Origin of the sequence: Acinetobacter portensis (assembly GCF_010646905.1) — a bacterium.
GTDB lineage: Bacteria > Pseudomonadota > Gammaproteobacteria > Pseudomonadales > Moraxellaceae > Acinetobacter > Acinetobacter portensis.
The window spans coordinates 2930554-2956331 of the sequence record NZ_JAAARQ010000002.1 but is presented as its reverse complement, the minus strand read 5'-3'; the positions used below and the strand labels follow the sequence as shown (position 1 = coordinate 2956331).

The 25778-nt window shown below is 36.3% G+C and carries 26 protein-coding genes, 1 other RNA gene and 1 pseudogene; 12 read left to right on the top strand and 16 right to left on the bottom strand.

Annotation, left to right across the window (positions count from 1 at the left end):
• Positions 1-180: 180 nt before the first annotated feature.
• Positions 181-277: signal recognition particle sRNA small type (gene ffs / locus GTK57_RS13975), an RNA gene on the top strand.
• A 63-nt stretch (positions 278-340) separates the two neighbouring features.
• On the opposite strand, the gene GTK57_RS13970 is transcribed toward ffs, so the two are convergent.
• The 4 genes from GTK57_RS13970 to GTK57_RS13955 all read right to left on the bottom strand — a co-directional run bounded on the left by GTK57_RS13970 (position 341) and on the right by GTK57_RS13955 (position 3376).
• Positions 341-961, bottom strand: coding sequence for a regulatory protein RecX (locus GTK57_RS13970; RefSeq protein WP_163124313.1), 621 nt, complete (start codon positions 959-961; stop codon positions 341-343).
• A gap of 108 nt (positions 962-1069) precedes the next feature.
• Positions 1070-2113, bottom strand: a complete 1044-nt coding sequence (recA, locus tag GTK57_RS13965) for a recombinase RecA (protein WP_152873519.1) — start codon at positions 2111-2113, stop codon at positions 1070-1072.
• Between the two features lie 143 nt (positions 2114-2256).
• Positions 2257-2697: an RNA-binding S4 domain-containing protein gene (locus tag GTK57_RS13960; protein ID WP_163124310.1), complete on the bottom strand. Its 441-nt coding sequence runs from the start codon at positions 2695-2697 to the stop codon at positions 2257-2259.
• Complete coding sequence (locus GTK57_RS13955) at positions 2690-3376, bottom strand: HAD-IA family hydrolase (RefSeq protein WP_163124307.1); 687 nt, start codon at positions 3374-3376, stop codon at positions 2690-2692. Before GTK57_RS13955 ends, GTK57_RS13960 begins: the two co-directional genes overlap by 8 nt.
• Positions 3377-3391: 15 nt before the next feature.
• Between GTK57_RS13955 and GTK57_RS13950 the strand changes: the two genes are divergently transcribed.
• Positions 3392-4243: a 3'(2'),5'-bisphosphate nucleotidase CysQ family protein gene (locus GTK57_RS13950; protein ID WP_163124304.1), complete on the top strand. Its 852-nt coding sequence runs from the start codon at positions 3392-3394 to the stop codon at positions 4241-4243.
• Positions 4244-4294: 51 nt separating this feature from the next.
• Positions 4295-5020, top strand: a complete 726-nt coding sequence (locus GTK57_RS13945) for a histidine phosphatase family protein (RefSeq protein WP_152873523.1) — start codon at positions 4295-4297, stop codon at positions 5018-5020.
• A 74-nt stretch (positions 5021-5094) separates the two neighbouring features.
• Here GTK57_RS13945 and GTK57_RS13940 read toward each other — a convergent pair whose 3' ends face one another.
• Entirely contained in the window at positions 5095-5517 is a 423-nt protein-coding gene (locus GTK57_RS13940) for a hypothetical protein (protein WP_163124301.1), read from the bottom strand.
• 191 nt (positions 5518-5708) lie between these two features.
• The gene (gene rpsT / locus GTK57_RS13935) at positions 5709-5975 is read right to left on the bottom strand and encodes a 30S ribosomal protein S20 (RefSeq protein WP_163124298.1); all 267 of its coding nucleotides are present in this window, start codon (positions 5973-5975) and stop codon (positions 5709-5711) included.
• Between the two features lie 215 nt (positions 5976-6190).
• Here rpsT and GTK57_RS13930 point away from each other — a divergent pair.
• From GTK57_RS13930 to GTK57_RS13905, 6 genes and pseudogenes are all read left to right on the top strand, one after another.
• Positions 6191-6855, top strand: a pseudogene (locus GTK57_RS13930) (NAD-dependent epimerase/dehydratase family protein).
• 12 nt (positions 6856-6867) lie between these two features.
• The gene (gene rraA / locus GTK57_RS13925) at positions 6868-7380 is read left to right on the top strand and encodes a ribonuclease E activity regulator RraA (RefSeq protein ID WP_163124295.1); all 513 of its coding nucleotides are present in this window, start codon (positions 6868-6870) and stop codon (positions 7378-7380) included.
• 133 nt (positions 7381-7513) lie between these two features.
• Positions 7514-7870: a hypothetical protein gene (locus GTK57_RS13920; protein WP_163124292.1), complete on the top strand. Its 357-nt coding sequence runs from the start codon at positions 7514-7516 to the stop codon at positions 7868-7870.
• Between the two features lie 138 nt (positions 7871-8008).
• The gene (gene mfd, locus GTK57_RS13915; RefSeq protein ID WP_163124289.1) at positions 8009-11473 is read left to right on the top strand and encodes a transcription-repair coupling factor; all 3465 of its coding nucleotides are present in this window, start codon (positions 8009-8011) and stop codon (positions 11471-11473) included.
• Between the two features lie 213 nt (positions 11474-11686).
• The gene (locus tag GTK57_RS13910; RefSeq protein ID WP_152873528.1) at positions 11687-12121 is read left to right on the top strand and encodes an HIT domain-containing protein; all 435 of its coding nucleotides are present in this window, start codon (positions 11687-11689) and stop codon (positions 12119-12121) included.
• A 57-nt stretch (positions 12122-12178) separates the two neighbouring features.
• Entirely contained in the window at positions 12179-13636 is a 1458-nt protein-coding gene (locus GTK57_RS13905) for an adenylate/guanylate cyclase domain-containing protein (protein WP_163124286.1), read from the top strand.
• An 82-nt stretch (positions 13637-13718) separates the two neighbouring features.
• Here GTK57_RS13905 and fdx read toward each other — a convergent pair whose 3' ends face one another.
• The 8 genes from fdx to GTK57_RS13865 form a co-directional block, all read right to left on the bottom strand.
• Positions 13719-14057, bottom strand: a complete 339-nt coding sequence (gene fdx, locus GTK57_RS13900) for an ISC system 2Fe-2S type ferredoxin (protein ID WP_152873530.1) — start codon at positions 14055-14057, stop codon at positions 13719-13721.
• Between the two features lie 15 nt (positions 14058-14072).
• A complete protein-coding gene (gene hscA / locus GTK57_RS13895) occupies positions 14073-15932 on the bottom strand; it encodes a Fe-S protein assembly chaperone HscA (RefSeq protein WP_163124283.1) in 1860 nt (619 codons plus the stop codon).
• 53 nt (positions 15933-15985) lie between these two features.
• Complete coding sequence (gene hscB / locus GTK57_RS13890; RefSeq protein WP_152873532.1) at positions 15986-16501, bottom strand: Fe-S protein assembly co-chaperone HscB; 516 nt, start codon at positions 16499-16501, stop codon at positions 15986-15988.
• A gap of 98 nt (positions 16502-16599) precedes the next feature.
• A complete protein-coding gene (gene iscA / locus GTK57_RS13885; protein ID WP_163124280.1) occupies positions 16600-16920 on the bottom strand; it encodes an iron-sulfur cluster assembly protein IscA in 321 nt (106 codons plus the stop codon).
• Between the two features lie 37 nt (positions 16921-16957).
• Entirely contained in the window at positions 16958-17344 is a 387-nt protein-coding gene (gene iscU / locus GTK57_RS13880; protein WP_152873534.1) for a Fe-S cluster assembly scaffold IscU, read from the bottom strand.
• Between the two features lie 101 nt (positions 17345-17445).
• The gene (locus GTK57_RS13875; protein WP_152873535.1) at positions 17446-18663 is read right to left on the bottom strand and encodes an IscS subfamily cysteine desulfurase; all 1218 of its coding nucleotides are present in this window, start codon (positions 18661-18663) and stop codon (positions 17446-17448) included.
• 1 nt (position 18664) lies between these two features.
• A complete protein-coding gene (locus GTK57_RS13870; protein WP_163124266.1) occupies positions 18665-19138 on the bottom strand; it encodes an Rrf2 family transcriptional regulator in 474 nt (157 codons plus the stop codon).
• A 114-nt stretch (positions 19139-19252) separates the two neighbouring features.
• Positions 19253-19897: a hypothetical protein gene (locus tag GTK57_RS13865; RefSeq protein ID WP_163124262.1), complete on the bottom strand. Its 645-nt coding sequence runs from the start codon at positions 19895-19897 to the stop codon at positions 19253-19255.
• Between the two features lie 172 nt (positions 19898-20069).
• Between GTK57_RS13865 and GTK57_RS13860 the strand changes: the two genes are divergently transcribed.
• The 3 genes from GTK57_RS13860 to GTK57_RS13850 all read left to right on the top strand — a co-directional run bounded on the left by GTK57_RS13860 (position 20070) and on the right by GTK57_RS13850 (position 22996).
• Positions 20070-20552: a phasin family protein gene (locus GTK57_RS13860; RefSeq protein ID WP_407925922.1), complete on the top strand. Its 483-nt coding sequence runs from the start codon at positions 20070-20072 to the stop codon at positions 20550-20552.
• A gap of 168 nt (positions 20553-20720) precedes the next feature.
• Complete coding sequence (locus tag GTK57_RS13855) at positions 20721-20993, top strand: HU family DNA-binding protein (RefSeq protein ID WP_152873538.1); 273 nt, start codon at positions 20721-20723, stop codon at positions 20991-20993.
• Positions 20994-21121: 128 nt separating this feature from the next.
• Positions 21122-22996 (top strand): SurA N-terminal domain-containing protein, encoded by a 1875-nt coding sequence (locus GTK57_RS13850; protein ID WP_152873539.1) that lies wholly within the window; start codon positions 21122-21124, stop codon positions 22994-22996.
• A 75-nt stretch (positions 22997-23071) separates the two neighbouring features.
• Here the strand turns inward: GTK57_RS13850 and GTK57_RS13845 are convergent, their stop codons facing one another.
• Positions 23072-24385: an OprD family outer membrane porin gene (locus GTK57_RS13845; RefSeq protein WP_163124259.1), complete on the bottom strand. Its 1314-nt coding sequence runs from the start codon at positions 24383-24385 to the stop codon at positions 23072-23074.
• A 503-nt stretch (positions 24386-24888) separates the two neighbouring features.
• Positions 24889-25761 (bottom strand): DUF2797 domain-containing protein, encoded by an 873-nt coding sequence (locus tag GTK57_RS13840; RefSeq protein WP_152873541.1) that lies wholly within the window; start codon positions 25759-25761, stop codon positions 24889-24891.
• Positions 25762-25778: the final 17 nt, after the last annotated feature.

Sequence of the window (25778 nt, the reverse complement as noted above, 5' to 3'; positions counted from 1 at the left end):
TTTTACAATGTTGCCTTATTTTAAGCTAATAGATTGTAGCGAAGAAAATAGAAGATAAAATGTATATTTGATAGTTTTGTTTTTTTAATAATCAATTGGATGAATCATTACTGAAAATTAACTTTGTATGCTTGCAAGTTCATTAAAAATCTCTATACTCTGTCCTTGCAATGGTAGCCCTGCCGGTTACTTCGCAATTGTTCTCTGTGAACCCCGCCAGGACCGGAAGGTAGCAACGGTAACAGAATAGCGATGTGCCGAAGTCTTGCTGGTAGGGTTGCCACCAGTTTTAAAATAATAATATTCTATTGATCTTCTTTTTTAATTCCTACTTTAAGCTTTATTCAAAATCATTCGGTTTTCTTGTAATTGCTTTAATAATTGCATCCATTTCAAAACCTCGATACATCAAAAAGCGAATTTGCTTTGCTTTGATTTTTGGCTCTTTACTCACTTCTGTACCATATTTTTTGACTTTAAGTTCGTACGCTTGTTGCACCCAGTCTGTTTCTTTTAATTCTTCTGCAATTAATGCGCTATCAATTTTTTTATTTTTCAGTTTCATTTTAATTTGATTCGGGCCTTTGCCTTTACGCTTTTGACTTGAAAGCATAATTTCAGCGACACGTTGATCACTTTGATAATTTTCTTTTGAAAGCTCATCTACAAGTTCAAGAACCTCATTTCTTTGATCTGCGTATAAGGCGAGTTTTTCGATGAGTTCTGCTTTGGAGTATTCTTTACGTGTAAGTACGGCAAATGCGTAAGAACGCAAACGAGAGCCTGTTAGACCTGGTTTTTTATCTTCTTTGTGGTTATTTTCAAATAAACTTTCTTCGGGGTCAAACGCGAGTACAGAAGCATTGGTTGTGGGGGATGAAGGGGATTGATCTTCATCATCACCAAATTGCTTTTTTAAGCTTTCATAATCGAGCAGTTTATTAAACTTTGCGTCTGACATGATTCTCTCGGTTTAAATAACAAGAATATAGTAACAAAACGCCCCGTAGGGCGCTCTGTACTGATGCTTAAAGATTATTCATCTAACGTGCTATTTATTTAAAAAGCCTTATGCATCTAAAAGATCAGGTTCTTGCTCATCGGTATCTTCTTCAACCACTGTGCCGGTTGTAAGAAGTTGCTCGCGAAGTAGCTTTTCGATATTAATCGCTAATTCTTTATGCTCTTCTAAATGGCGGATGGTATTGTTTTTACCTTGACCAATTTTGTTACCTTCATATGAGTACCAAGCACCCGCTTTTTGCACAATTTCTTGTTGAACAGCAAGGTCAATTAACTCACCAAGATGGTTAACGCCTTTGCCGTAAAGAATTTGGAAGAATGCTTCACGGAATGGAGGAGCCATTTTGTTTTTTACAACTTTAACTTTGGTTTCAGAACCAATAATTTCATCGCCTTCTTTCACTTGACCGACACGACGGATATCAAGACGAACAGATGCATAGAATTTTAGAGCGTTACCGCCTGTTGTTGTTTCTGGGCTACCAAACATTACGCCAATTTTCATACGAATTTGGTTAATGAAAACAACCATACAGTTAGAGCGTTTTGCATTACCTGTAATTTTACGTAGTGCTTGGCTCATTAAACGTGCTTGAAGACCCATGTGCGAGTCGCCCATTTCACCTTCAATTTCAGCGCGTGGCGTAAGTGCTGCAACAGAATCGACAACGATCATGTCAATTGCACCAGAGCGTACAAGCATGTCGGCAATTTCAAGAGCTTGCTCACCGTTATCGGGTTGAGATACAAGTAAGTTGTCGATATCTACGCCAATTTTACGTGCATATTGTGGATCGAGCGCATGTTCAGCATCGATGAAAGCACAAGTACCACCCGCTTTTTGACATTCAGCAATTGCTTGTAATGTCATGGTTGTTTTACCTGATGATTCTGGACCGTAAATTTCAACGATACGACCTTTTGGTAAACCACCAATGCCGAGTGCAACATCAAGCGTTAATGAACCTGTTGAAATTGCTTCAACTGCTTGTACTGTGTTATCACCTAGACGCATTACTGTGTTTTTACCAAACTGTTTTTCAATTTGGCTTAGTGCAGCATTTAGCGCTTTACCTTTATTATCATCCATCTTATAGCCTCAATACGATGTCACTAAATTAATAATCAAGTGGATGTATTTCATTTAAACGTTTTCCACATGACTATAGTGACAGAAATTTTCCATATGTTCTATTGAAATCATATTGTGTACGACACAATATGACGCGTGTATCAATCATCATTATAAGACCAAGATTGGTCAAATTGTTGATCATTTTCTTGTTTAAACTTGCTGATATCTCTACGATCTTTTTTACTTGGGCGATGATCGGGTCGGGCTAAATTATGCATCTTTCTTTGGGTATTAATCAATTCTCGACGGGCAATACTCACTTCGGTTTCTTCGTAGAGTAATTGTGCAACAGGCGCAGGACCGCGAACATCAGACAGTGCTTTAATGATGACAGATTTTTTTTCTATGCCTTGTTGAATGGTGAGTTCCATGCCAACACGAACTTCTCTTGAGACTTTTACGCGTTCGCCATTTTGATGAACTTTACCGCCTTCAATGGCATGTTTTGAAATAGAGCGTGTTTTAAAGAAACGAGCAGCCCAAAGCCATTTATCAATACGCATGCCAACAGCGTCTGGCGCAAGATTCGATTTACGCATATTTTTCACGTTCCTCAGCTTGTTCTAAATATTGAATTAAATCGGTTAGGTTATTCAGCATTGGATATGTAAATTCCTTACGTGGTGCATTATCGGAAGAAGGTTGCTGAATGCTGAATAAGTTTTGAATTCCGAATTTTTTTGCACCATTGAGTACTTTTTCGGTGTCATCAATAAAATAGCAATGATTTGGGTCAAAAGGATGCTGATTTGCGAGTATTTGCCAAAATTCGATAAATTCTTTGGCGTGGCCAATGGTTTCAGAACTCACAATGACATCAAAATAATGTGCAAGATTTGTTTTTTCTAATTTAAATTTTAAGCCTGCTGCATCGGCATTTGTTGCTAACCAAATAGGATAATCATTTTCTTTTAAGTAGGTGAGTAGTTCTAAGCAACCTTCACGTTTTTTAACTTTATCTTTGTATTCAATTTGCATAGCTAAAACATCAACGCCAACTTTTGCTGTCCAAAAGCGTGAAGAGTACCAATTTAGCGTATGATTATGTTCTTGGTAAAATTGATAAAGTGTATTTTTACTTTGTTCGAGTGTGCATAGATGTGTTTCTGCATAACGAATAGGTAAAAGATAATTCCAAATAAAATCATCATAAGCAAGGTCGAGTAATGTCCCGTCCATGTCGAAAATGATTGTTGGTTTTTTAGATTGATTTGACATATTTAAAGGTAATCTATGTTTAAGCCTACAACAGCACCGCAAGACAGTTTGACTTTGCAGCTTGTGCCCATTTTGACACAAGCATGTGAAATTTTGCGAGAAGAATATCAACAATATTGTGCAGGTGGAACTTTTGATATTGAAAAGAAATTGGATAATTCACCTGTTACTCAAGCAGATTATCGGGTAAATACATTCTTAACTTCGGCATTGACAAAAATTTCAGATTTGCCATTACTTTCAGAGGAAGGTGATCATTTAACACGACAAAACTGGCAAAAGTTTTGGATGCTTGACCCTTTAGATGGTACGAAAGAGTTTTTACATAAGCGACCTGAATTCACCATTAATTTAAGTGTGATTGATGGTGAGAATACAAGTTTTGCTATTTTGGCAATTCCTTGTGAATACACCTTATATATAGCTCCTGAAACAGGCTTACCATTGAAATATGATGTTATAAATCAACAATGGTTTATTTATGCACACAGTGAGCAAGAGGAAGTTGTGAAAATTGGTTTAAGCCAAAGCAGTCAAAATAAGCCCCAATATTCTGAATACTTAGAAGCTATTGCACAATTATCATCATATTCAGTGTTTAAGGCAGGAAGTGCATACAAATTTTGTATGATGCTTGAAGATAAGGTGGATATCTATCCACGCTTTCATCCTACATGTGAGTGGGATACAAGCGCAGGTCAATGTTTACTTGAGCGGATTGGTGGTGGCTTGGTCGATTTTAAGGCGCGTACATTTCTGTATAACCAAAGAGAGACTTTTTTGAATGGTGGATTTATTGCATATCGAAATAAGCATATGAAGAATTTGGCATTTCAGGCACTAGAACTTATGGCTAGTAAGCATTGAGCAAATAATGCTTCATGCTATAGTGGAACAAATCTTTTCAATATTTTTATTATGGCATTAGATCTTCTTCCTGCAAGCATGTTAAAGGCTATCGATTTATTGCCCGATACAAAAATACCTGTCACATTATTTACACGTCATTCAATTCGGGAAGAAGTTGCAGGTAAGGGCTTAGCAGGATATGACTTGCAATTGACCAATCAAGGGCGAGATTTAGCAGAAGCTTGGGGTGGATACTTAATTTCTAATACAGATCGTTCCATTCAGCATTGTATTTCAAGTCCAATTCAACGTTGTATTGATACAGCTGCTTTAATGATTCAAGGCGCAGATGATATTGGTCAGGCATCACATACGCATCATATTGAAATTATTGAACAAGGTTTACTTGTAGAGCCGGGTAGCTTTGTACTGGATATTAAGCAAGCAGGTCCATATTTCAAAAAACAAGGTGCATTAGGTTTTATTAATAGCTTTGTGAACAATGCGCTTCCGGGGATGAAAAAGCCAATTAATGGTGCTGTAGATGTACTTGAGCTTATTTATAATACTCATCCTACACAAAATGGATTAAGTTTGGCTGTGAGCCATGACACCATTTTAGCGGCTATTTTGGCGGTTATATCAGGTCGATCGGTTATTACCAAAGAAGATTGGCCAAAAATGATGGAAGGCTTGTTTGTTTGGTTTGAGGGTGATGTATTTTTAGAATCTAAATTAAAATGGATTTGGCGTGGTGAATTGCATCAGTTGGATATTCGTGATTTTCAAAAATAAAAAATGAATCGAATTGAGTTTAAAAGACCAGTTAATTTTTAACTGGTCTTTTTATTTTAAATATTAGATTTTAATCATTTTTCAAATTTTAATAGGTTAATGGTAAAACCATCATCATTCAAAGGCCAAACATAGGTATTTACAGGAATACTTTGTTGATGGATGCGGTTGTATTTATCCGCAGCGATTAAGGTCGCAATATCATGATCTGGAATGGTATAGGCGCTTACAACATCTTTAGGGTATTGTGTGCGAGTATAGAACTCTTCTTCAGTCTCGCCTTCATGCAGGGCGAATATTCTTTCAATAGCGGGTAAGTAAACGCCATAGCCAAGCCAAGAGTCGACGCCTTGTGATGCTTGAATTTCAGCCGTACCTCTCATGTTGGAAATAACTTTGCCAACAATGTCGGTTTCACCTTTGGAATTGAAATATTCAATGTACTGATTTTCTGTTTCTTGGAATTTGTCGAGTGTTGGTAGAAATTTATTAATCATTGTGTTGTCCCAATTTAAGAAATTTTGCTTATATGGTATTTAACGACTAAAAAATAATACCATATTTTTTTTATGGGATTTGTTTAATCATGAGAAATATTTTTATATTGATTTTTGTTATAGATTAGATGTATTTATAAAACCGTAGGCAATAAAAAAAGCCCGAATAGGGCTCTTTTTATTGCAACAAATTAGTTAGCTAATGCTTTAATTTGTGCGTTCAAACGGCTCTTATGACGAGCAGCTTTGTTTTTATGGATGATACCTTTGTCAGCCATACGGTCGATCACAGGTACAGCAGTTTTGTACGCTTCTGATGCAACAGTATAGTCGCCAGCAGCAATAGCAGCTACTGTACGTTTGAGGTAAGTACGAACCATAGAACGCAAGCTTGCGTTGTGTTTACGTGCTTTAACGTTTTGACGAGCACGTTTTTTAGCTTGAGCAGAGTTTGCCACTCGTGCACTCCTTGAATTAGATTGGTCTGGGCGGGCTGAAATTGCATCTGAAAACCATCTCCAGAAGAATGATCACCAGCCCGTAAACAAGTGGCATATTTTGATTAAATTATGCAGTTAAGTCAAGTCTTGACTTGCTTTGACTCTATCTAAGATGCAGAAAAAACTGTAAGAAAGCGTTAGATTAATGAATATGAAGGGAGTTTGTTTTAAAAATGATCAATTCAATAAAAAGTGTAATAGTCATAGGTGCAACAGGTTTGGTGGGTAAGCATTTGTTGAATATGCTCAATGCATCGGAAAATTGTCACAAAATTACAGCAATTGTACGAAGTGAAAATTTAGAATTAAAAAATTTAAAAAAAGTGCATCAAATTGTGCTGAGTGACTTTTTTTCACTCGATCAGACACATCTTGATGAATATACACATGCATTTAGTTGTTTGGGAACGACCATTAAAAAAGCAGGATCAAAGGAAAATTTCTACAAAATTGATTATGAAATAAACTTTCACTTTGCAAAATTATTTCAAAATACAGAAACACACTATTTATTGATTAGTGCTTTGGGTGCGAATCCAAAATCTAAAATTTTTATAACCAAGTAAAAGGGCAATTAGAATTAGACATTCAAAAATTACAACTATCCAAAATATCGATCATTCAACCATCATTGTTATTGGGTGAGCGACATGAACAACGAGTTTTGGAAGATTTTACCCAAAAGTTATATTTAAAGTTTTCGCATTTAGTGCCCGATTCTTTTAAATATAAGCCTGTGACAGCGGAGCAAGTGGCTCATACTATGGTCGAGGCTGCCTGCAATCAAACTGAAAAAGTTAAAATTTATGATAATTTAGCTCTACATAAAACAAAATAGAGGGATTTTGCTGTGTCAAATGTAGCATTCGTAACTTGTGATTTATTAGATGATCATCCAGATTTAGATATTCAAGTGTTGATTCCATCTTTAGATGGTAAGTTTTTTAAAAGTTATGGCGCGCGTAAAAGTTTTAGCGGGCAAGTGGTTACTGTGAAATGCTTTGAAGATAATTCACGTGTAAAAGAGCTTTTAGCAACAGATGGAACAGGTAAAGTTTTGGTGGTGGATGGTGGTGCTTCAATGCGCTGTGCCTTAATGGGAGATATGATCGCTGAATCTGCGGTAAATAATCACTGGAATGGTGTGATTATTTATGGATGCATTCGAGATGTCGACGCGATTGCTGAACTGGATTTGGGGGTGCATGCTTTAGCTGCTATTCCTCAAAAGAGTAATCGTAAAGGCGTAGGTGAAACTGATATTGAAATTTCCTTTGGAAATGTTCAGTTTAATTCAGGTCATTATGTTTATGCAGACAATAACGGCATTATTGTTTCAAAAGAAAAATTAGTCGATTTGTAGTTTAAATATAAAGATAAAACATATAAGGATGGACTCGGATAGTTCATCTTTTTTTATATGTCATATAGATTCGCTTAAAAACAATTTGAGGAATAAAATACACAGCAAAATGCTGTATGAAGTTTGAATTGAAATGTTAAATAAAATTGTCGATTTCTTCAAAAGTGATAAAGAAACACCTGAACAAGTCTATTTAAAAGAAAATCACATTGAATATGATGTTGAGCGAGGTTTTATCATCAATGGTGTCATCGTTAATGAATGGTCGGAACGCTTGGAATATTTGTCGAATCGCAGACTGAAAAAATTTGATGACTTAAAAGCACTTTATGATGCGGGTATGATCATTAATGAAAAAATTGATTTAGAAATCTCAACGCAAAGATTTGTTGCGCGTTTAGAAAATACAAAAGAAAACTTAACTGAGTTTAAGCAGGTAGTGAAACTTTTGAATGATTATTATCGAAATTTTATTCGAGATAAAAAGTAAAAATTAAATTCTCTAGCTTGAAATGACAAGGATGTTATCTCAGCTTTGTTTATTTTCTATTATAAAAAGTAATCAATTCATAAAAATCATCGTGCTAATATATGAACCACGTTGTTTCCACTTTAAAAGCTAGATTAAATGTTCCAACAAGAAATATCTCAATTGAATTTGCAACGCCTTAAATCGGGCGAAAAACGCTGGATTGGTAATTTACAAGGTTCTGCGACAGCTTTGCTTTTTAAAGAAATCAGCAAGCAAAATAAGCAGCTATTTATTCTTGTCGCACGTAATAATCAGCATTTGGGGCAGCTTGAAAGCGAACTCGAGTTTTATGGTATAAAGCCGACTATTTTTCCCGATTGGGAAATTTTGCCATATGACCGATTATCTCCCCATCAAGATATCGTTTCAGAGCGTTTGTCTATTTTGTCTAATATGCCTCAGCAGGGTATTTTACTTATTTCAGCAACGACTTTAGCACAACGTGTCGCACCAACAACTTGGGTTTTAGGTGAGCATTTTGATATTGAAGTCGGGCAGAAATTTGACTTAGAAAAACAAAAAATCAGACTTATTCAAGCAGGATATCACCTTGTAGATACAGTCTATGATCATGGGGAATTCGCTGTTCGTGGCAGTATTATGGATATTTATGCGTCGGGGCAAAATGCGCCTATTCGTATAGATTTATTTGATGATGAAATTGAAAGCTTAAAGTTTTTTGATCCTGAAACACAGCGCACAACTGAAGCTTTAAAAGAATTTATTGTGTTGCCTGCAAAAGAGTTTCCTTTAAAAGAAGGTCGAGCAATATTTAGAGATCGTTATGCGGAAGTATTTCCATCTGCAAATCCTAAACGAAATCCTATTTATCAAGATGCTTTAGAAGGAATTGCATCACCAGGTTTGGAATATTATTTCCCATTGTTCTTTGAAGCAAAAGACATGGAAAGCCAAAGCACGCTAATATCTTACTTACCAAAGAATGGCATTGTCATTACAGATAAGCATTTAGATGATGAATTAACAAACTATTGGAAAGATATTGTTCGTCGCTATGAAGATCGTCGACACAATGTAGATCAGCCAATTTTGCCACCTGAACATTTGTTCTTACAACCGAATCAGGTGTTAGAACAAATCAATAGTTTTGGTCGAATTATTGCATCGTCTGAAGTTTTTGATGAAAAAGTGGGTGTTACCAATTTAAATACTGAAACTCCGCCTCGTTTAGCTGTAGATCCAAAACAAGAAAAACCATTTTTTGCCGTTAAAAAATATGTCGATGATGTGACTTATCCTGTCTTAATTGTGGCGGAAAGTGCAGGTCGACGTGAAACACTTAAAGATGCATTAAGAGCATCTTTGGGTGATATTCCGAATGTCGATACTTTTGATCAATTTCAAACATCTTTACATGCTATTGCAATTACAAGCGCACCTTTAGATCGTGGCTTGGTAATTTCAGGAAAGCTCAGTGTTATTTCTGAAAATCAATTGTATGAGCATCGTGTTGTTCAGCGTCGTCGTAAACGTCAACAGGAAGTCTCTGAAGAGTTTTTGGTTCGTAGCTTAACTGAACTGAGTATTGGTGCACCTGTGGTTCATATCGATTATGGCGTAGGGCGTTATGCAGGTTTAATTACCTTAAGTATTGATGATCAAGACCATGAGTTTTTACAGCTTGATTATGCCGATGCTGCCAAAGTGTATGTGCCTGTGACTAATTTGCATTTAATTAGCCGTTATAGTGGTGGTGACCCAGATTTAGCACCATTACATAAGCTAGGCACAGATGCATGGTCGAAAGCAAAACGTAAAGCCTTAGAACAAATTCATGATGTTGCAGCGGAACTTTTACATATTCAAGCACGTCGCCAAGCCAAGCCTGGTTTTGGTTTTGAACGTGATGAAAAACTTTATATGCAATTTGCTTCGGGCTTTGCTTATGAAGAAACATTAGATCAAGCAAATGCCATTGAAGCAACGCTTTACGATATGCAACTTGCAAAACCTATGGATCGTTTAGTCTGTGGTGATGTTGGATTTGGTAAAACAGAAGTGGCAATGCGTGCAGCATTTGTTGCCGTACAAAATAACAAACAAGTTGCGGTACTTGTTCCTACAACTTTACTTGCTCAGCAACATTATGAATCTTTTAAAGATCGCTTTGCAGATTGGCCTGTGCGTATTGAAGTGCTTTCACGCTTTGGTTCTACCAAAACACATAACAAAACCATTGAAGATTTAGCCGATGGTAAAGTTGATATTGTGATTGGTACGCACAAAATTCTTCAAGAAAACATTCAATTTAAAAACTTAGGTTTAATGATTGTCGATGAAGAGCATCGTTTTGGTGTGCGTGATAAAGAACGCATTAAAGCCATGCGTGCCGATGTCGATATGCTAACTCTAACCGCAACGCCAATTCCACGAACTTTGAATATGGCATTTAGTGGAATGCGTGATTTATCTATTATTGCGACACCACCTGCACGTCGTTTAGCGGTAAAAACCTTTGTACAAGAACACACGAATGATGCAGTTAAAGAAGCGATATTACGTGAGCTACTTCGTGGTGGTCAGGTTTATCTTTTACACAATGAAGTAGATACCATTGAACGTGCTGCTGAAAGTATTCGTAATTTAGTGCCTGAAGCCCGAGTTGCTGTAGCACATGGTCAAATGCGCGAGCGTGAACTAGAACAAGTTATGCAGCAGTTTTATCATAAAGAATATAACGTCTTGGTTTGCTCAACCATTATTGAAACAGGGATTGATGTTCCAAGTGCCAATACCATCTTAATTGAACGTGCAGATAAACTTGGTTTAGCGCAATTACATCAATTACGTGGTCGTGTAGGGCGTTCGCATCATCAGGCTTATGCCTATTTACTTGTGCCATCTATCAAGGGCTTAAAAGGCGATGCTGAGAAGCGTTTAGATGCTATTCAGCGTGCTTCTACCTTGGGTGCAGGTTTTATGCTTGCAACGGAAGATTTGGAAATTCGTGGTGCAGGTGAATTACTTGGTGAACAACAAAGTGGTTCTATGCAAGCGATTGGCTATAGTTTGTATATGGAAATGCTTGAAAAGGCGACTAAAGCGATTCAAAAAGGCAAAACACCAAACTTTGATGCACCGTTATCACTAACCGCCGAGATTAATTTACATATGCCAGCACTTATTCCAGATGATTATTTGGGTGATGTGCATCAACGCCTATTGTTCTATAAGCGTATTAGTAATACCGATACTCAAGAAAAGCTCGATAATATTCGTATGGAATTGATAGACCGTTTTGGTATTCCACCACAATCGGTTAAACAATTATTTGCAGTACATCAAATACGTTTAAAAGCAGAAATACTTGGAATGACGAAGGTTGATATAAGTGCAAATGGTGGATATGTTGAGTTTTCACCAGATACACCAGTTCAGGCGATGAGTATTATTCAAATGATGCAGAAACAGCCCACTTATTATCGAATGGATGGTGGGCAGCGTTTGAGAGTTATGGTGATGCTAGAGGATTATACGAAGCGTTTGCAGTTTATTAATGATTTGTTGAATCACTTAATTAAGGAACTCAAACCATCTTAAATGGATGGTTTGGAATAGGTCGTTGGTCATATTTTTTTAATATATTTCAGTAGATGCTTGTATTTTTCTAGAGAAAATATTACATATAAATGTATGACCAAGTTCAAAACAAATGATCAGTTATTTGTAATGAAACACGTTATATAGAATATTCACGTCCTTTGGGATGTGGTAGTATTAGCCATCATTCTAATTTGCATCATGAATAAAGATATGTTTAGTTTGCATCCACAACTTGCTCAAGACACTTTTTTTGTCGGCGACTTTCCGTTATCAACATGTCGTTTAATGAATGATATGCAATTTCCTTGGCTCATTTTGATTCCACGTGTGCCAGGAATTACTGAACTATATGAACTTAGTCAGGCGGACCAAGAACAATTTTTACGTGAATCTAGCTGGTTATCTAGTCAATTATCTCGCGTATTTCGTGCAGACAAAATGAATGTTGCAGCACTTGGGAATATGGTTCCTCAGTTGCATTTTCATCATGTTGTACGTTATCAAAATGATGTTGCTTGGCCTAAACCAGTTTGGGGAACACAAGCAGTTCCATATAGCAATGAAGTACTTGCGCATATGCGTCAGACTTTAATGCTTGCTCTACGTGGTCAAGGTGAAATGCCTTTTGACTGGAGAATGGACTGATCGATTCTATTAAGCCACGGGTAGTTTTCGTGGCTTTAATCCTTGGGGAGAAAGGATTTGTCATTAGACAGTTGGATGGACAGAGAGCCAAAGCAGTTTGAATATCTACATAGGATTGTAGGATATAGCAGCCTTGCGCTTATTTTGGTTGTTTATCACTTTACATATCCAGAAACTTCGTTCCAAATATATATTCCTGTTTTTCTTGTTCTTTTACTTATTTTTACACCAAAGTTAAGTCGTTGGCTTGATTATAAATATAATAATTCACGCATTAAGCGTAATGTATTTTTTATTATAGATATTGCAATTGTTGCAGTCATACTTTCTGCAATTCATTTGAATTTGGTGCTGACGTTTTTAGTTTTAATTGCACTTTTATATACTGTTATAAACGTTAAAGTTCCCTTTATTCTGATTGCGATATCAGGTCTTTTTGGTATTGTTGTTTTTTATTTTTCCAATATATTTTTATTTGGTTTTGGTCCTTATTTTGAACAAACGAGTAGTGAATTAACCATTCTTGCATTTTTATGCGTGATTGGTTTCTTTGGTATGGGCTCTATTTATCAAATTCGCCGTGTAAAAATGGCAACAGCAAAACAAGAATATTACTATTCACAGATGCATCGTTATATGGAATTTGCAAATCAGCTAAGTCGCTATGCGCCTTTACAGTTGTGGCAATCGATTATGAAAGGTGAGTCTGAAGCAAAAATTGAATACAAACGTAAGAAAATGACAATTTTCTTTTCAGATATTCAAGGCTTTACTGAATTATCTGAAACACTTATTCCAGATGATTTAGCATTTGTCTTAAATGACTATTTAAGTCATATGACTGAAATTGCAAAGCACTATGAGGCAACAGTCGATAAGTTTATGGGTGATGCCATTCTTATCTTCTTTGGCGATCCAAACTCTCAAGGTGCAGAGCAGGATGCTAAAATATGTGTGGAAATGGCTATTGCCATGCGTCAGCAAATGAAACTATTGCGCGAACGATGGATTAAGATGGGATATCCAGCCTTACATATTCGGATGGGTATTAGTACGGGATATTGCCACGTCGGGAACTATGGTGCGGCATATCGTATGGCTTATACTATTGTTGGACGTGATGCTAACTTAGCTGCTCGTTTGCAAAGTGCTGCTGAGGTCGATGAAATTTTAGTATCTGAAGGTACGTATAATTTAGTCAAAAGTAGTTTTTTATGTGCACCAAGAGCGCCAATTTCTTTGAAAGGTATTCAAGAGCCTGTGCAAACTTGGCAGGTGATGGAAAAGTACAAGTCAGATCTAGCCGAATATCAGCAATGGTTTGATTACGAATATAAAGGCTTCCATCTGCTATTAAATTTTGATGAAGTACAAAATTTTGAATATTCAAAGCTTATTCAAGTTTTAGAAAAAATGATTAAGCGTATTCAAACTCAACAAGAGCTTACCAATTCTCAAGGGATTGTGAAGCTTCGTTTAGCTGATGAAGTGATTGTTGAAGAAGATAGAGTTTAATATTTTATTGATGATATTTAAAATTTAAGTTGAGATATAAAAAAACCACGCTACTGCGTGGTTTTTTTATTTTGAAAATCGATTAGTGATTTTCAGAAGCATGATTAATGGTGTACTTCGGAATTTCAACTTCTAAGTCTTCATTAACTACTTTAACTTGGCATGATAGGCGAGAGTCAGGTTGTAAACCCCAAGCGCGATCGAGCAAGTCGGCTTCTACATCATTCATTTCTTCTAAGCCATCAAAGCCTTTACGCACAACAACGTGGCAAGTTGTACATGCAGCTGACATATCACAAGCATGCTCAATCTTAATGCCGTTTTTGAGTAAGCTTTCACAAAGATTGGCATTTTCTTCAACTTCAAACTCAGCACCTTCTGGGCAAATTTGCGCATGTGGAAGAACTTTAATACGTGGCATATTTTTTACCTTAAATTAGTTTGAGTTTGACCAGTCATCAAGCTTGGTGCCTTTTAAAGCGGCATCAATGTGTTGATTCATACGAGCAGCTGCAAATGCATCACTATATATTTTAAGCTGTTCAACCGAATCTTCAATAGCTTTGATTTCTGATGTTTCAAGTTGCGTTTCTAAATGTGTTTTTGCTTTTGAAAGTAGATTAAGCTTTTCACTATCTAAAAGATGAGCATCTACTTTTAAAGCTTGTTCAAGTGCTTCAAGTTCACGTTTTGCTTCAACTTTAGTTTCTTGTAAGTGACGAAGGTTTTTATCTTCTTCAGCAAATTTGAAACCATCAACAAGCAAGCGTTCCATATCGGTATCAGATAAACCATAAGATGGCTTAATATCGATTTGAGCTTGAACACCCGAAGTTGTTTCTTTTGCAGAGACACTTAATAAGCCATCTGCATCGACTTGATAAGTGACTTCAATACGTGCTTGACCCGCAACCATAGGCGGAATACCACGTAAAACAAAACGACCTAAACTACGACAGTTTTCAACCAAATCACGTTCACCTTGAACCACATGAATCAACATTGCTGTTTGACCATCTTGGTAAGTGGTGAATTCTTGACGACGTGCAACTGGAATGGCGGTATTACGTGAAATTAAACGTTCAACCAATCCACCCATAGTTTCTAAACCAAGTGATAGCGGTGTAACATCTAAAAGTAATGAGCCGTCTTTCGAGTTACCAATCAACTGATTTGCAGTGATGGATGCACCAATCGCAACAACTTCATCAGGATTAATTGTGCAAAGTGGTTCTTGATTAAAGACCTCACGTACCACTTTTTGAACAGCGTAAGAACGAGTCGATCCGCCCACTAAAACTACATTTTGAATATCATCTAATTCAAGTTTGGCATCACGCATTACACGTTTACAAACGCTAATGGTTTTGTCTAAAGCAACTTTAATAATATCTTCAAAGGTTGGGCGATCTAAAGTTAATAATTGATCGGCAAGTTTTAATTCGACTAATTCAATATCGGTTAAAGCTTCTTTTGCTTGGCGTGCCGATACAATTGCATGTGCGTATGCAACATCATCTAAAGTTTCAATGTTTAATTGTTTTTTAGCCCATTTCACAATTAAGCGATCTAGGTCATCACCACCAAGCGCAGTATGTCCACCAGTAGCTAAAACTTCAAATACGCCTTGTGAAAAACGTAAAATTGAAACGTCAAATGTACCGCCACCTAAATCATAAATCACATAGTTTTGGTCATGTTCTAAGTTTGCTTCTTGATCTAAACCATAAGCAACCGCAGCGGCGGTAGGTTCGTTTAGAAGGCGTAAAACATTTAAGCCTGCAAGTTGAGCAGCATCACGTGTTGCTTGACGTTGAGCTTCATCAAAATAAGCAGGAACAGTGATAACCGCGCCATTAATTTCATTTTTTAAGCTTGATTCTGCACGATCTTTTAATTGCTTTAAAATTTCAGCTGAAATTTCAACAGGTGTTTTATGACCTTGTGTAGTTTCAAAAGCAGGCATTTGATTATCTTCACCCACAAGTGTGTAGGGGTGTTGAAACTTAATATCAGCTTTTGAACGACCCATAAAACGTTTTACAGATGTAATTGTGTTTTTAGGATCTGTGGTAAGAAATGGTTTTGCATCATCGCCAAATTGCGTTTTTTGATTCGCATAATGCACGATAGATGGAAGTAACACACGGCCTTGTTCATCATTGAGCACTTTGGCTTTACCTGAAAGAACCGTTGCTACCAGGGAGTGAGTTGTACCTAAATCGATACCAATCGCAATTCTGTGTTCATGCGGTGCACTTGATTGACCTGGTTCTGCAATTTGCAAGAGAGCCATTGTGTTACATCCTTTGCACGTTAAAAGTTAAAAATTTAAAAAATGATTTAAGCTTAAAAGTCATCATCTAAGTCAAAGCTATCGTCATCTAAGAAACGATCTTCAGCTTTAAGGATGTCTGCTAAAACTTTTTGAAAGAAGCGAAGTTTACGAACAGTATCTCGGGCTTCTGCCCAATCTTCATCATCATAATCAATTTTGAATTCACGAACCAAGCCATCAATCCATTGTTGAACTTCTTTTTTAAGCGATTGAAGATCATCAGCAGAATTGGCTTCATCAAGTTGTTCACGAATTTCTAGCGCAGACTGAAGAAACTCAAAATCACCAATCGATTGATCAAGGTGATAATCTTGCTTTTTTAAGCTCAGTAAGTAAGCGGCACGGCTATCTACATTTGATAAGGCTTTATATGCTTGATTAATTTCACTTGATTTGATTAATGCTTGATCTTTATCTTCGGCTTTATCTGGGTGATATTGCTGTTGAAGTTTTAAAAACTCGGCTTTGAGTGTCGCTAAATTGATATCAAGTGCAACTGGAAGATTGAACAACTCAAAATGATTCATGGGGATTGGGTCCACGATAAATTTGAAAATCAGATACATTGAATACGATTAAAACAGTGTTGAACACTGTTTTAATTCGCAGAAAAGCTTATTAAATATTAAACTGTAAACGATTCGCCACAGCCACATTCGCCTTTCTTGTTTGGGTTGTTGAATTCGAAGCCTTCATTTAAGCCATTTTTTACGTAGTCCATCTCCATACCATCAAGATAAACTAAGCTTTTCGGGTCAATGAATACATTTACACCATGCTGAACAAACATTTGGTCATGTGTGTCGATTTCATCTACAAATTCTAGTACATAAGCCAAACCTGAACAGCCAGCAGTTTTCACGCCAATGCGAATGCCTTCACCCTTACCACGATTTTTCAGGTAATTGCTGATATGAGTTGCAGCATTTTCAGTTAAATTGATCATGAAAACTCCGTGATACTTTGTTCAATACGCAAAACAATTAAGCTTTCGCTTTTTTACTACGGTAGTCTTCTACAGCAGCTTTAATTGCATCTTCAGCTAAAACAGAGCAGTGTACTTTCACTGGTGGTAAAGCAAGTTCAGTTGCAATATCAATGTTCTTAATTTCTTGAGCTTGATCTAAAGTTTTACCTTTTAACCATTCTGTAACAAGAGAACTAGACGCAATTGCAGAACCGCAACCGTAAGTTTTGAAGCGAGCTTCTTCAATTACACCATTGCTATCTACTTGGATTTGTAAGCGCATTACATCGCCACAAGCTGGCGCGCCAACCATACCAGTACCAACATTTTCAGCGTTTTTATCTAAAACACCAACATTACGAGGGTTTTCATAATGATCAATTACTTTTTCGCTATAAGCCATGACGCTTCTCCAAAACTCGGGGTCAGCCTAGTATTAAATGGGGATGAAATTAAGTTTATCAACGAGACAAGTTCACTTGAATTTGTCTCGAGAGGGATGAATTAGTGCTCAGCCCATTCAACAGTTGAGAGGTCAACACCGTCTTTGTACATATCCCAAAGAGGTGAAAGATCACGCAATTTTTGAACTGCAGTTTTAGTCACTTCAAGAACATGATCAATATCTGCTTCAGTTGTATATTTACCAAAACTGAAACGAATTGAACTGTGTGCAAGTTCGTCTGAAAGACCCAATGCACGAAGTACATAAGATGGCTCTAATGTTGCAGATGTACATGCAGAACCAGAAGAAACCGCAGCATCTTTTAAAGCCATCATTAAAGATTCGCCTTCAACAAAGTTGAAGCTAGCATTTAAATAGTTTGCAACGCTTTGAGTTGGGTGACCATTTAAGAAAACTTGTTCTAAATCTTGAATGCCATTCCAAAGTCGATCGCGGAGTACACGAATACGGGCTTGCTCTGATGCTAAGTTCTTACCAGCAAGTTCAAATGCTTCACCCATACCCACGATTTGGTGAGTTGCTAAAGTACCTGAACGCATACCACGTTCATGACCGCCACCATGAATTTGAGCTTTTAGGCGTACACGAGGACTACGACGAACAAAGAGTGCGCCAATGCCTTTAGGGCCATAAATTTTGTGAGCAGAGAAGCTCATTAAATCAATTTTCATTGTAGAAAGATCGATTTCGATTTTACCAGCAGCTTGAGCAGCATCTACGTGGAAGAAAATTTTCTTAGCACGTGTGATTTCGCCAATTGCAGCAACATCAGTCACAGTACCAATTTCGTTGTTTACCATCATGAGTGAAACAAGAATTGTATCTGGACGAATCGCAGCTTCAACCATTTCAGGTGTAATTAAACCTGTCTTTGGTTGTGGCTCGATATAGGTAATTTCAAAACCTTCTTCTTCTAATTCACGGCAAGTATCTAAAATTGCTTTGTGTTCAATTTTACTTGTAATGATGTGTTTGCCTTTAGATGCGTAGAATTGAGCTACGCCTTTAAGTGCAAGGTTATCTGATTCAGTTGCGCCAGATGTCCATACGATTTCACGTGGATCTGCTTTAATTAAGTTAGCAACTTGTTCACGTGCATATTCAATTTTTTCTTCTGCTTGCCAACCGTAAGCATGAGAACGAGAAGCCGCATTACCAAAAGTGCCATCAAAAGTTAAGCACTCCATCATGCGCTCTGCAACTTGAGGGTCAACAGGAGTTGTTGCTGCGTAATCTAGATAAATTGGACGTTTCATGTCAAATACCTGTAACCGATAGTAAGTCTGAATCAAAAGAAGCTGAATTTTGGCGAATTGCAACGGTTTGTACGTTGTCTCGAGCTACAAGATCAGCAAGTGAGATCTTTCCTAAATAATCGGCGATGTGGTGGGAGAGTTCTTGCCATAAATCATGAGTTAAGCACATTGCACCATTTTGGCAGTTGCCTTTATGGTCGCAACGAGTCGCATCAACGGTTTCATTTACAGCTTCGATGATTTCTAACACAGTGATATCTTCGGCATTGCGTGCTAAGTGATAACCACCATTGGCACCACGAACACTCGAAACTAATCCATGACGTTTTAGTTTCGCGAATAATTGCTCAAGATAGGCTACAGAAATAGATTGACGAGATGCAATTTCAGCAAGAGTGATCGTTTGTTCAGTTGGCTGCAAAGCTAAATCAACTAGAGCAGTCACTGCGTAGCGACCGCGAGTGGTTAAGCGCATGATTCGATACACATGGTTAGACTAGATATGCTGATTTTATGAATCCTGACTAAAATAGTCAAGTTTTTTATGGTTGATTAATGTGTTTGGAAAGATTGAATTTTTTAGTAATAATTATGGGAGCATATTATATACTAAAAGTGTTGTTAAAAGCACAATTATTGAAATAAATAAAAAATTCATTTGTTTATGTTTGCGTTCAATACGACGTATTCTGTTTTTATATTGTTTAACTTCAACGTGTAATGAATTGATTTTTGAACGTTGTTGATCGATTTTTTCTAAAAGTGGTGCAATACGCTTTTTAGATGTAACAATATTTTGTTCATCGGTAGGTTCTTTTAACCACTGTTTCCAATCGGAAAGAATCTTGGGCGCATTAAATAGTAAAAGTAAATCTTTAAATTCATCTTTGAGCGTTAAATCACCATCAATGCGCATTGTTTTTATGCTGCGTTTATTTCCAAGTAAAAAGATCTTACAAAGATCCATTAGTGATGTGCGTACATCTAGATCTACCGCCTGAGCAGGAGCTTTGGCATCAAATAGAATGCCGTGTTCATTAAATTGAACATAAATGTCAAAAAATGGAATGTAACTATTTATTTTAATTGAAACTTTGTTGTCTACAAACTTTTTTGCTTGTAATGCAATTACACGGTCATGCTTTAGGATTAATGTAAAAATAGTTTCTAAAACAATTAGAACTGTGTTGAGCAACAAATGTGTATCATTTTGTTTTTGTTGCGATTCGCTCATGAAACTTAATCCCTTTAAAACAAGCGCGTCCTAAATTACGAATGTATGAAGGACGTTGAAAAAATACATAGAATGTTGCTTTGTAGAACAGTTTAGCAAAAGTCGCAAGCATTAGTTTTGCTATTATGGTGAAAATATGAGGATGTATATATCTGCTTAGGTATAAAACATTATGGAGAATTTTAAAGTGAAAAAAATATTAAATGCAGATAATGCGGAAGCACTTGATCAAGATTTGATGCATAAAAATAAATTAAAAACAAATAGTAATAAGAAATCTTCCTTGGATTTTAGAAAGTATACAAAGCAAATTTGGTTGGCTGGATTAGGTGCTTTTTCACGTGCAGAAGAAGAAGGAAATAAGTTGTTTGACTCATTAGTACAAGTTGGGGAGGAGCTTGAGTCTAAAACGATCGAAATGGCAGATTTGGCTGTTGAGCAAGTTTCGGTGAAAGTCAAAGATTCCGTTAGTGAAACTAAAAATCAATTGGAAAAGCGTTTAGACCAAAGTATTAGTCACTCTTTGAATAAAATTGGGTTAGTTTCGATAAAAGATCTTCACCATTTAGAGAAAATAGTATTAGAATTGAGCGGCAAAGTAGATTCTTTGTTAGAAGAAAATAAGGAAATAAAAAAACTCATTAAGGAAAAATGAAATATGTTGAATCATTTCACGATTTTTATCGGTTTTTTACAATTTATTTTGCATAAAAGGGTGGGGTAAGTATTGCTTTTACACTTAAACCATTGCTATAAAGGCATTACAGTAATTCAAATTAAACTTCTGTACTTTAAATAAACGAATTAAGAGGACTTAATCTTCATGAATAAATCAGAATTAATTGATGCGATTGCAGAAAAAGGGGGATTGTCTAAGACTGATGCAGGTAAAGCCTTAGACGCGACAATTGCTTCAATTTCAGAAGCTTTAAAGAAGGGTGATACTGTTACTCTAGTTGGTTTTGGTACTTTTGCTGTGAAAGAACGTGCAGCACGTACTGGTCGTAACCCACAAACTGGCGCTACGCTACAAATTAAAGCAAGCAAAGTACCAAGCTTCAAAGCTGGTAAAGGTTTAAAAGATTCTGTTGCTTAATCTTTTAAATTTATAAAAAGCGCGCTTCGGCGCGTTTTTTTATGAATAATGATAAATTACTGCTCGGATGCATTCTTTCATAGAGGGTTTTCGGTTAAAATCTCGCGTAAATAAAATTTGGAATACTTATGGAATCTTTTCGTAAAGTTATTAAAGGATGGTTGGGCAAAGCGTTGCTCGTTTTGTTTATGACCCCTTTAGCACTTGTAGGTATTGAAGGGTATTTTAGTGGTGGAAACTCTAAAGATTCAGTTCAATCGATAAATGGCCAAGATATTTCTGCAAAAGAATTAGAAGGGCTGACGAAATCGTTTCAACAGCAATACTTACAATATACAAATGGTGATGAGACGCTTTTAAATCAGTCTTTCATTAAAAATAAAGCTTTGGATATGCTTGTTGCGCGCACTTTATTATTACAACAAGCTGAAAAATTGGGCATTGCTTTAAGCGATACTCAAATTGAGCAAATGATTGCACAACAACCAAGTTTCCAAAAAGATGGTAAGTTTTCTGAAGAATTGTTTGCAAACTATTTAAGTTCTCAAGGCTTTCCAAATAGTCAGTCTTTTATTATGAATATTAGACAAGATCATGCTTTGAAAAACTTGACGACTTCTGTTTCTGATTTTGCTTTGGTCAGTAAAGTCGACCTTAAACAAATTGTCGATTTACAAACAGAAAAGCGTACCTTGCATTTGGCAAGTATTAAGCTTGATGACTATAAAAAGAACATCAAAGTAACACCTCAAGAAATTCAAGATTATTACAATAAGCATTCAAATACGTTCAAACAAATTGCAAGTGTAAATGCAGACTATATTCTTGTAACACCTGCATTGTTTGGTGCGAAAGAAGCTGTCATTTCTGATGCAGATTTGCAACAAGCATATCAAAAATTCATTGAAACTGAAAAAGCGAAAGTAGAACCTGTTATTAAGCATATTTTAGTGGCTACAGATGGTAAAACAGATGCTGATGCTAAAAAATTGATTGACACTGCTTATGCTGAATTGAATAAAGGTGAGTCATTTGCAACTGTTGCTCAAAAATTCTCAGATGATACAACGTCTAAGAATACAGGCGGTCAGTTAGCTGCCTACGATAAAGGTTTGTTTGGTGCTGAGTTTGATAAGGCAGTTGCAAGCTTAAAAGTAGGTGAGATTTCTAAACCATTAAAAACTCAATTTGGTTATGAAATTATTCAGACACAAACACCAAGCGTGAATGTCCCAAGTCTTGAAAGTCAAAAAGAACGTTTAACTGCTGAGCTGAAAAAAGCGAAAACAGAAAATGCTTTTGCTGATGCTGTGAATGGCTTAAATGAAATGGTGGTTGGCGCAGATTCTTTAGATGTGGTTACTCAGGAAGTAAAAGGCACTAAAGTTGAAGCGGTTAAAAACTTTTCATTAGGATCTCATCACGCAGTATTGAGTGATCCAACTGTTAAAGCGAAATTATTTAACGATGACGTTAAAAATGGCGATCGTAATGTAACAAGTAGCATTCAGCTAGCAAATGGCGATGTTGTTTGGGTTAAAGTTCGTGATTATCATGCTGCGGGTGTTCAAAGCTTAAAAGAAGCAACACCTCGTGTGAATGCTAAATTGATTGAACAAAAGGCATATTTAGCTGCTAAAGCTAAAATCCAAAAAGCATTAAATGATTTCAAAACAAAACCTGCTGCTGTGGTTGTATCTGAGAGTGGGATTAAATTTGAAAATGCAGGAACGTTTACTCGTGCTGATGGTTTGTTGAAGCGTCCAATTGAACGTGCTGCTTTTAGTGTAATGCCACCTAAAGCAGGTATGTGGTCTACAACTACAGCGGAGTTAGCAAACGAAATGGTTGTTGTTGCTGTATCTAAGGTTGAAGATCCATTGGAATCTGCATTACCAGAACAGCAAGTTCAAGAAGTGTCTAAGTTGTATCAACAGCTTCGCGCTCAGCAAGAGTTAGATGCTTATACAGCTTACTTAAAATCGAAAGCTAAAATTAAGTAATGTAGAAAATAATTTAAATGATGTAAAAAACTCGGATTTTAGAATCCGAGTTTTTTATGCAAGAAAGAAAATTAATTAAAACAATGTAATTGGAATATCTAGGAAGATACGCCATTCGTTGGTATTTGGCATGTAATTGTCACGATACGCCTCATCTGCACGATATATATAGTTTCTTGCGCGGAAGCTAACATCTTTAGCAAAACCAGATTGTACGGTGTATTTAATTTGGTTGAAAAATTCAGTTTCTTTGGCACTACTTGTAATTAGTTTTGTTCGATCTGCATTTGCGACATTAATATCCCAACCATAGACATAGGCTGATGTCCATGTTAGTCCTGGAATATTGAATGCACTAAAGTCAAAGGTATATTGAAGATTTACCGATTTTTCGCCTGCACCGGCAAAGTCAGATAAATATGAGTTCGGTAAGGCGATACTTGCGCCACCATCGCCATTATTGTTGTAGTCATAGCCTGTGTTACCAATATTTTGTTGGTAAGCCAACATCACATTATGTGGACCTGTGTTGTATGTAGCTGAAATTGACCAAATGGTGTTTGCACGATCATTTTTATCGTTTGTGGTTTCTGAATAGGTATTTCCGTCAGGATCCCATTTTGTGTGATAACCATTTAAATCGTAAGTGAGTGAGCGATCATTGCTTAAAGATTGTTTGAAGTTGGTATTTACATAATGACGTTTTAGGCGATCTTTAATATCTAAACCATAATATGAGGCATTGAGTTGCTCATTGATTTTATATTTAGCACCCCATGTAATGGCTTTATCAAGATTATTGGCATCTGATCCGACTTGACCAGAACGCACATTTTTTGTGTATTTACCTGCAGATAATTCAAGATTATTAATTTCATGACTGGTAATAGAAAGACCTTCGTAATATTCAGGTGCCAATCTACCTAAGTTGCTAGCAAATACTGGTGAATTTACAAGTTGTGTACCATAAACCAAGGTGGTATTAGATACTCGTGCTTTGATGTAACCACCACCACGAAGCCAATGATCTTTTGGTGTTACATGTCCAAACTCATCGGTTTTACCTTGATTTTCTGCAGGAATCATGTCTGGACCTGCGTTAAAATTGTTTCCAATTTTAAAGCCACCATCGGTAAGAATACCTGCACCAAAACCAATAGTTCCTTGAGTAAAGCCTGAATCTAATTTGAAGATTGCACTTTGACCTGCAGAATTTTGATCGGCTTTTCCATTTTTTTTATCTCGGGTATTTAATCCTGTACGAAAAAGAACAGAGCCATTTGCATCTTCTATAAAACCTTTTGCATCGCTTTGTTCGCTAGCATAAGTGTTTGAAACAAGTAGGGTGGGAATGAGTGTTGCAAAAAGAATTTTGGTTGATTTTTGCATTTAAAGAACCTTTTTTAATAGAGAAGACATTTGATAGATGCTTTCTAGGCAACATCCTGTTGCTTTGGAATTGATAGATCATTTTTTTTCATCGGCTTATTAGCAGATACAATATTTAATACCTGATTCGATTTTTTGAATATGTGTAGCATTAATGAGTATTTCGTATCGTTTCTTTATTTTTTATAATGTGATTGTAGCGGGGTATAAGTGTTTTTTTATGAATTAAATTGGAGTCTTATGAGTGGATTAGCAAATATATGAATATTTGTTATGATGTAAATTACTTATTCTTATCATTTAATTTTTCATTATATAAATATGTAAAATACTTATTTTATTAAGTTTATCCCGTATAAGCTTGAAAGATTGAATGTGGTTTTTTTGTAACAATAATCTATTAAATATAAAGTCATAACGCATTTATAAGATAAAAACTTAGTTTCAAAAAATTAAACCGATATCGCTAAAATGGTATATCGGTTTAAATTAATGTCATTATTCTATTCAGATCGAACTTTTAATTCGTAGCCTGTGTATTTACGAATGTTGATTACGCCTGTATCTAAAATGAGATATTGCCCTTTAATACCTTGAAGTTTCCCTCGAATAACGGGGGTTTTATCTAAATTATGTGATTTAACTTTTTCAGGATATTGGTTTACAGGGTAAATAAATTCGCGAGGGAGTTCATCTTCTAGAATTTCAACATTTTCGTTAAAATCTAAACTCATACTAAATTCATCACGAATTTCTTCAATTTGTGATTCAAACTCAATTAAAAGTTCATCTCTCAGTTGAATTAAATCTAAAGGCTCGGCTTCACCTTTTAGAAGTTTGCGCCAATCAGTTTTATCTGCGACCTGTGTGCCAAACATAGTTTCAAGCTGACCAGAGAGGCGACGTGAGCCTACTTTCATAATCGGCAGTGCTTGGGTAGCACCTTGATCTAACCAACGCGTAGGCATTTGCCCTAAGCGTGTAATGCCAACCTTTAATGCACTTGAATTTGCTAAATACACAATATGAGGCTGGAAGCATACTTCTTGCGCAAAACTTTCCTCTCGACACGTCCCTAAATGGTAGTGACAAGTTTCAGGTTTCATAATGCACATGTCGCAAGATGCTTTTGTTTTAAAGCATTTAAAACAGTGACCTTGAGAAAAAGATTTAGATGTTTTTGTACCACAAGAAATACAATAAATATTTCCTGAAGTTTCTAATTCAATTTCTTGACCTAAACTGAATGGAAGATCAAATTCTGTGCGATCTAAGATAAATTTATATTCTACATTTGCCTTGTGTGTCTGGTGATCGGTTACACTAATATCCTTGAGGCCTGCGTGCATTTTGTGGCAAATGCCTTGTAATTCCATGAAGATACTCACTTTTA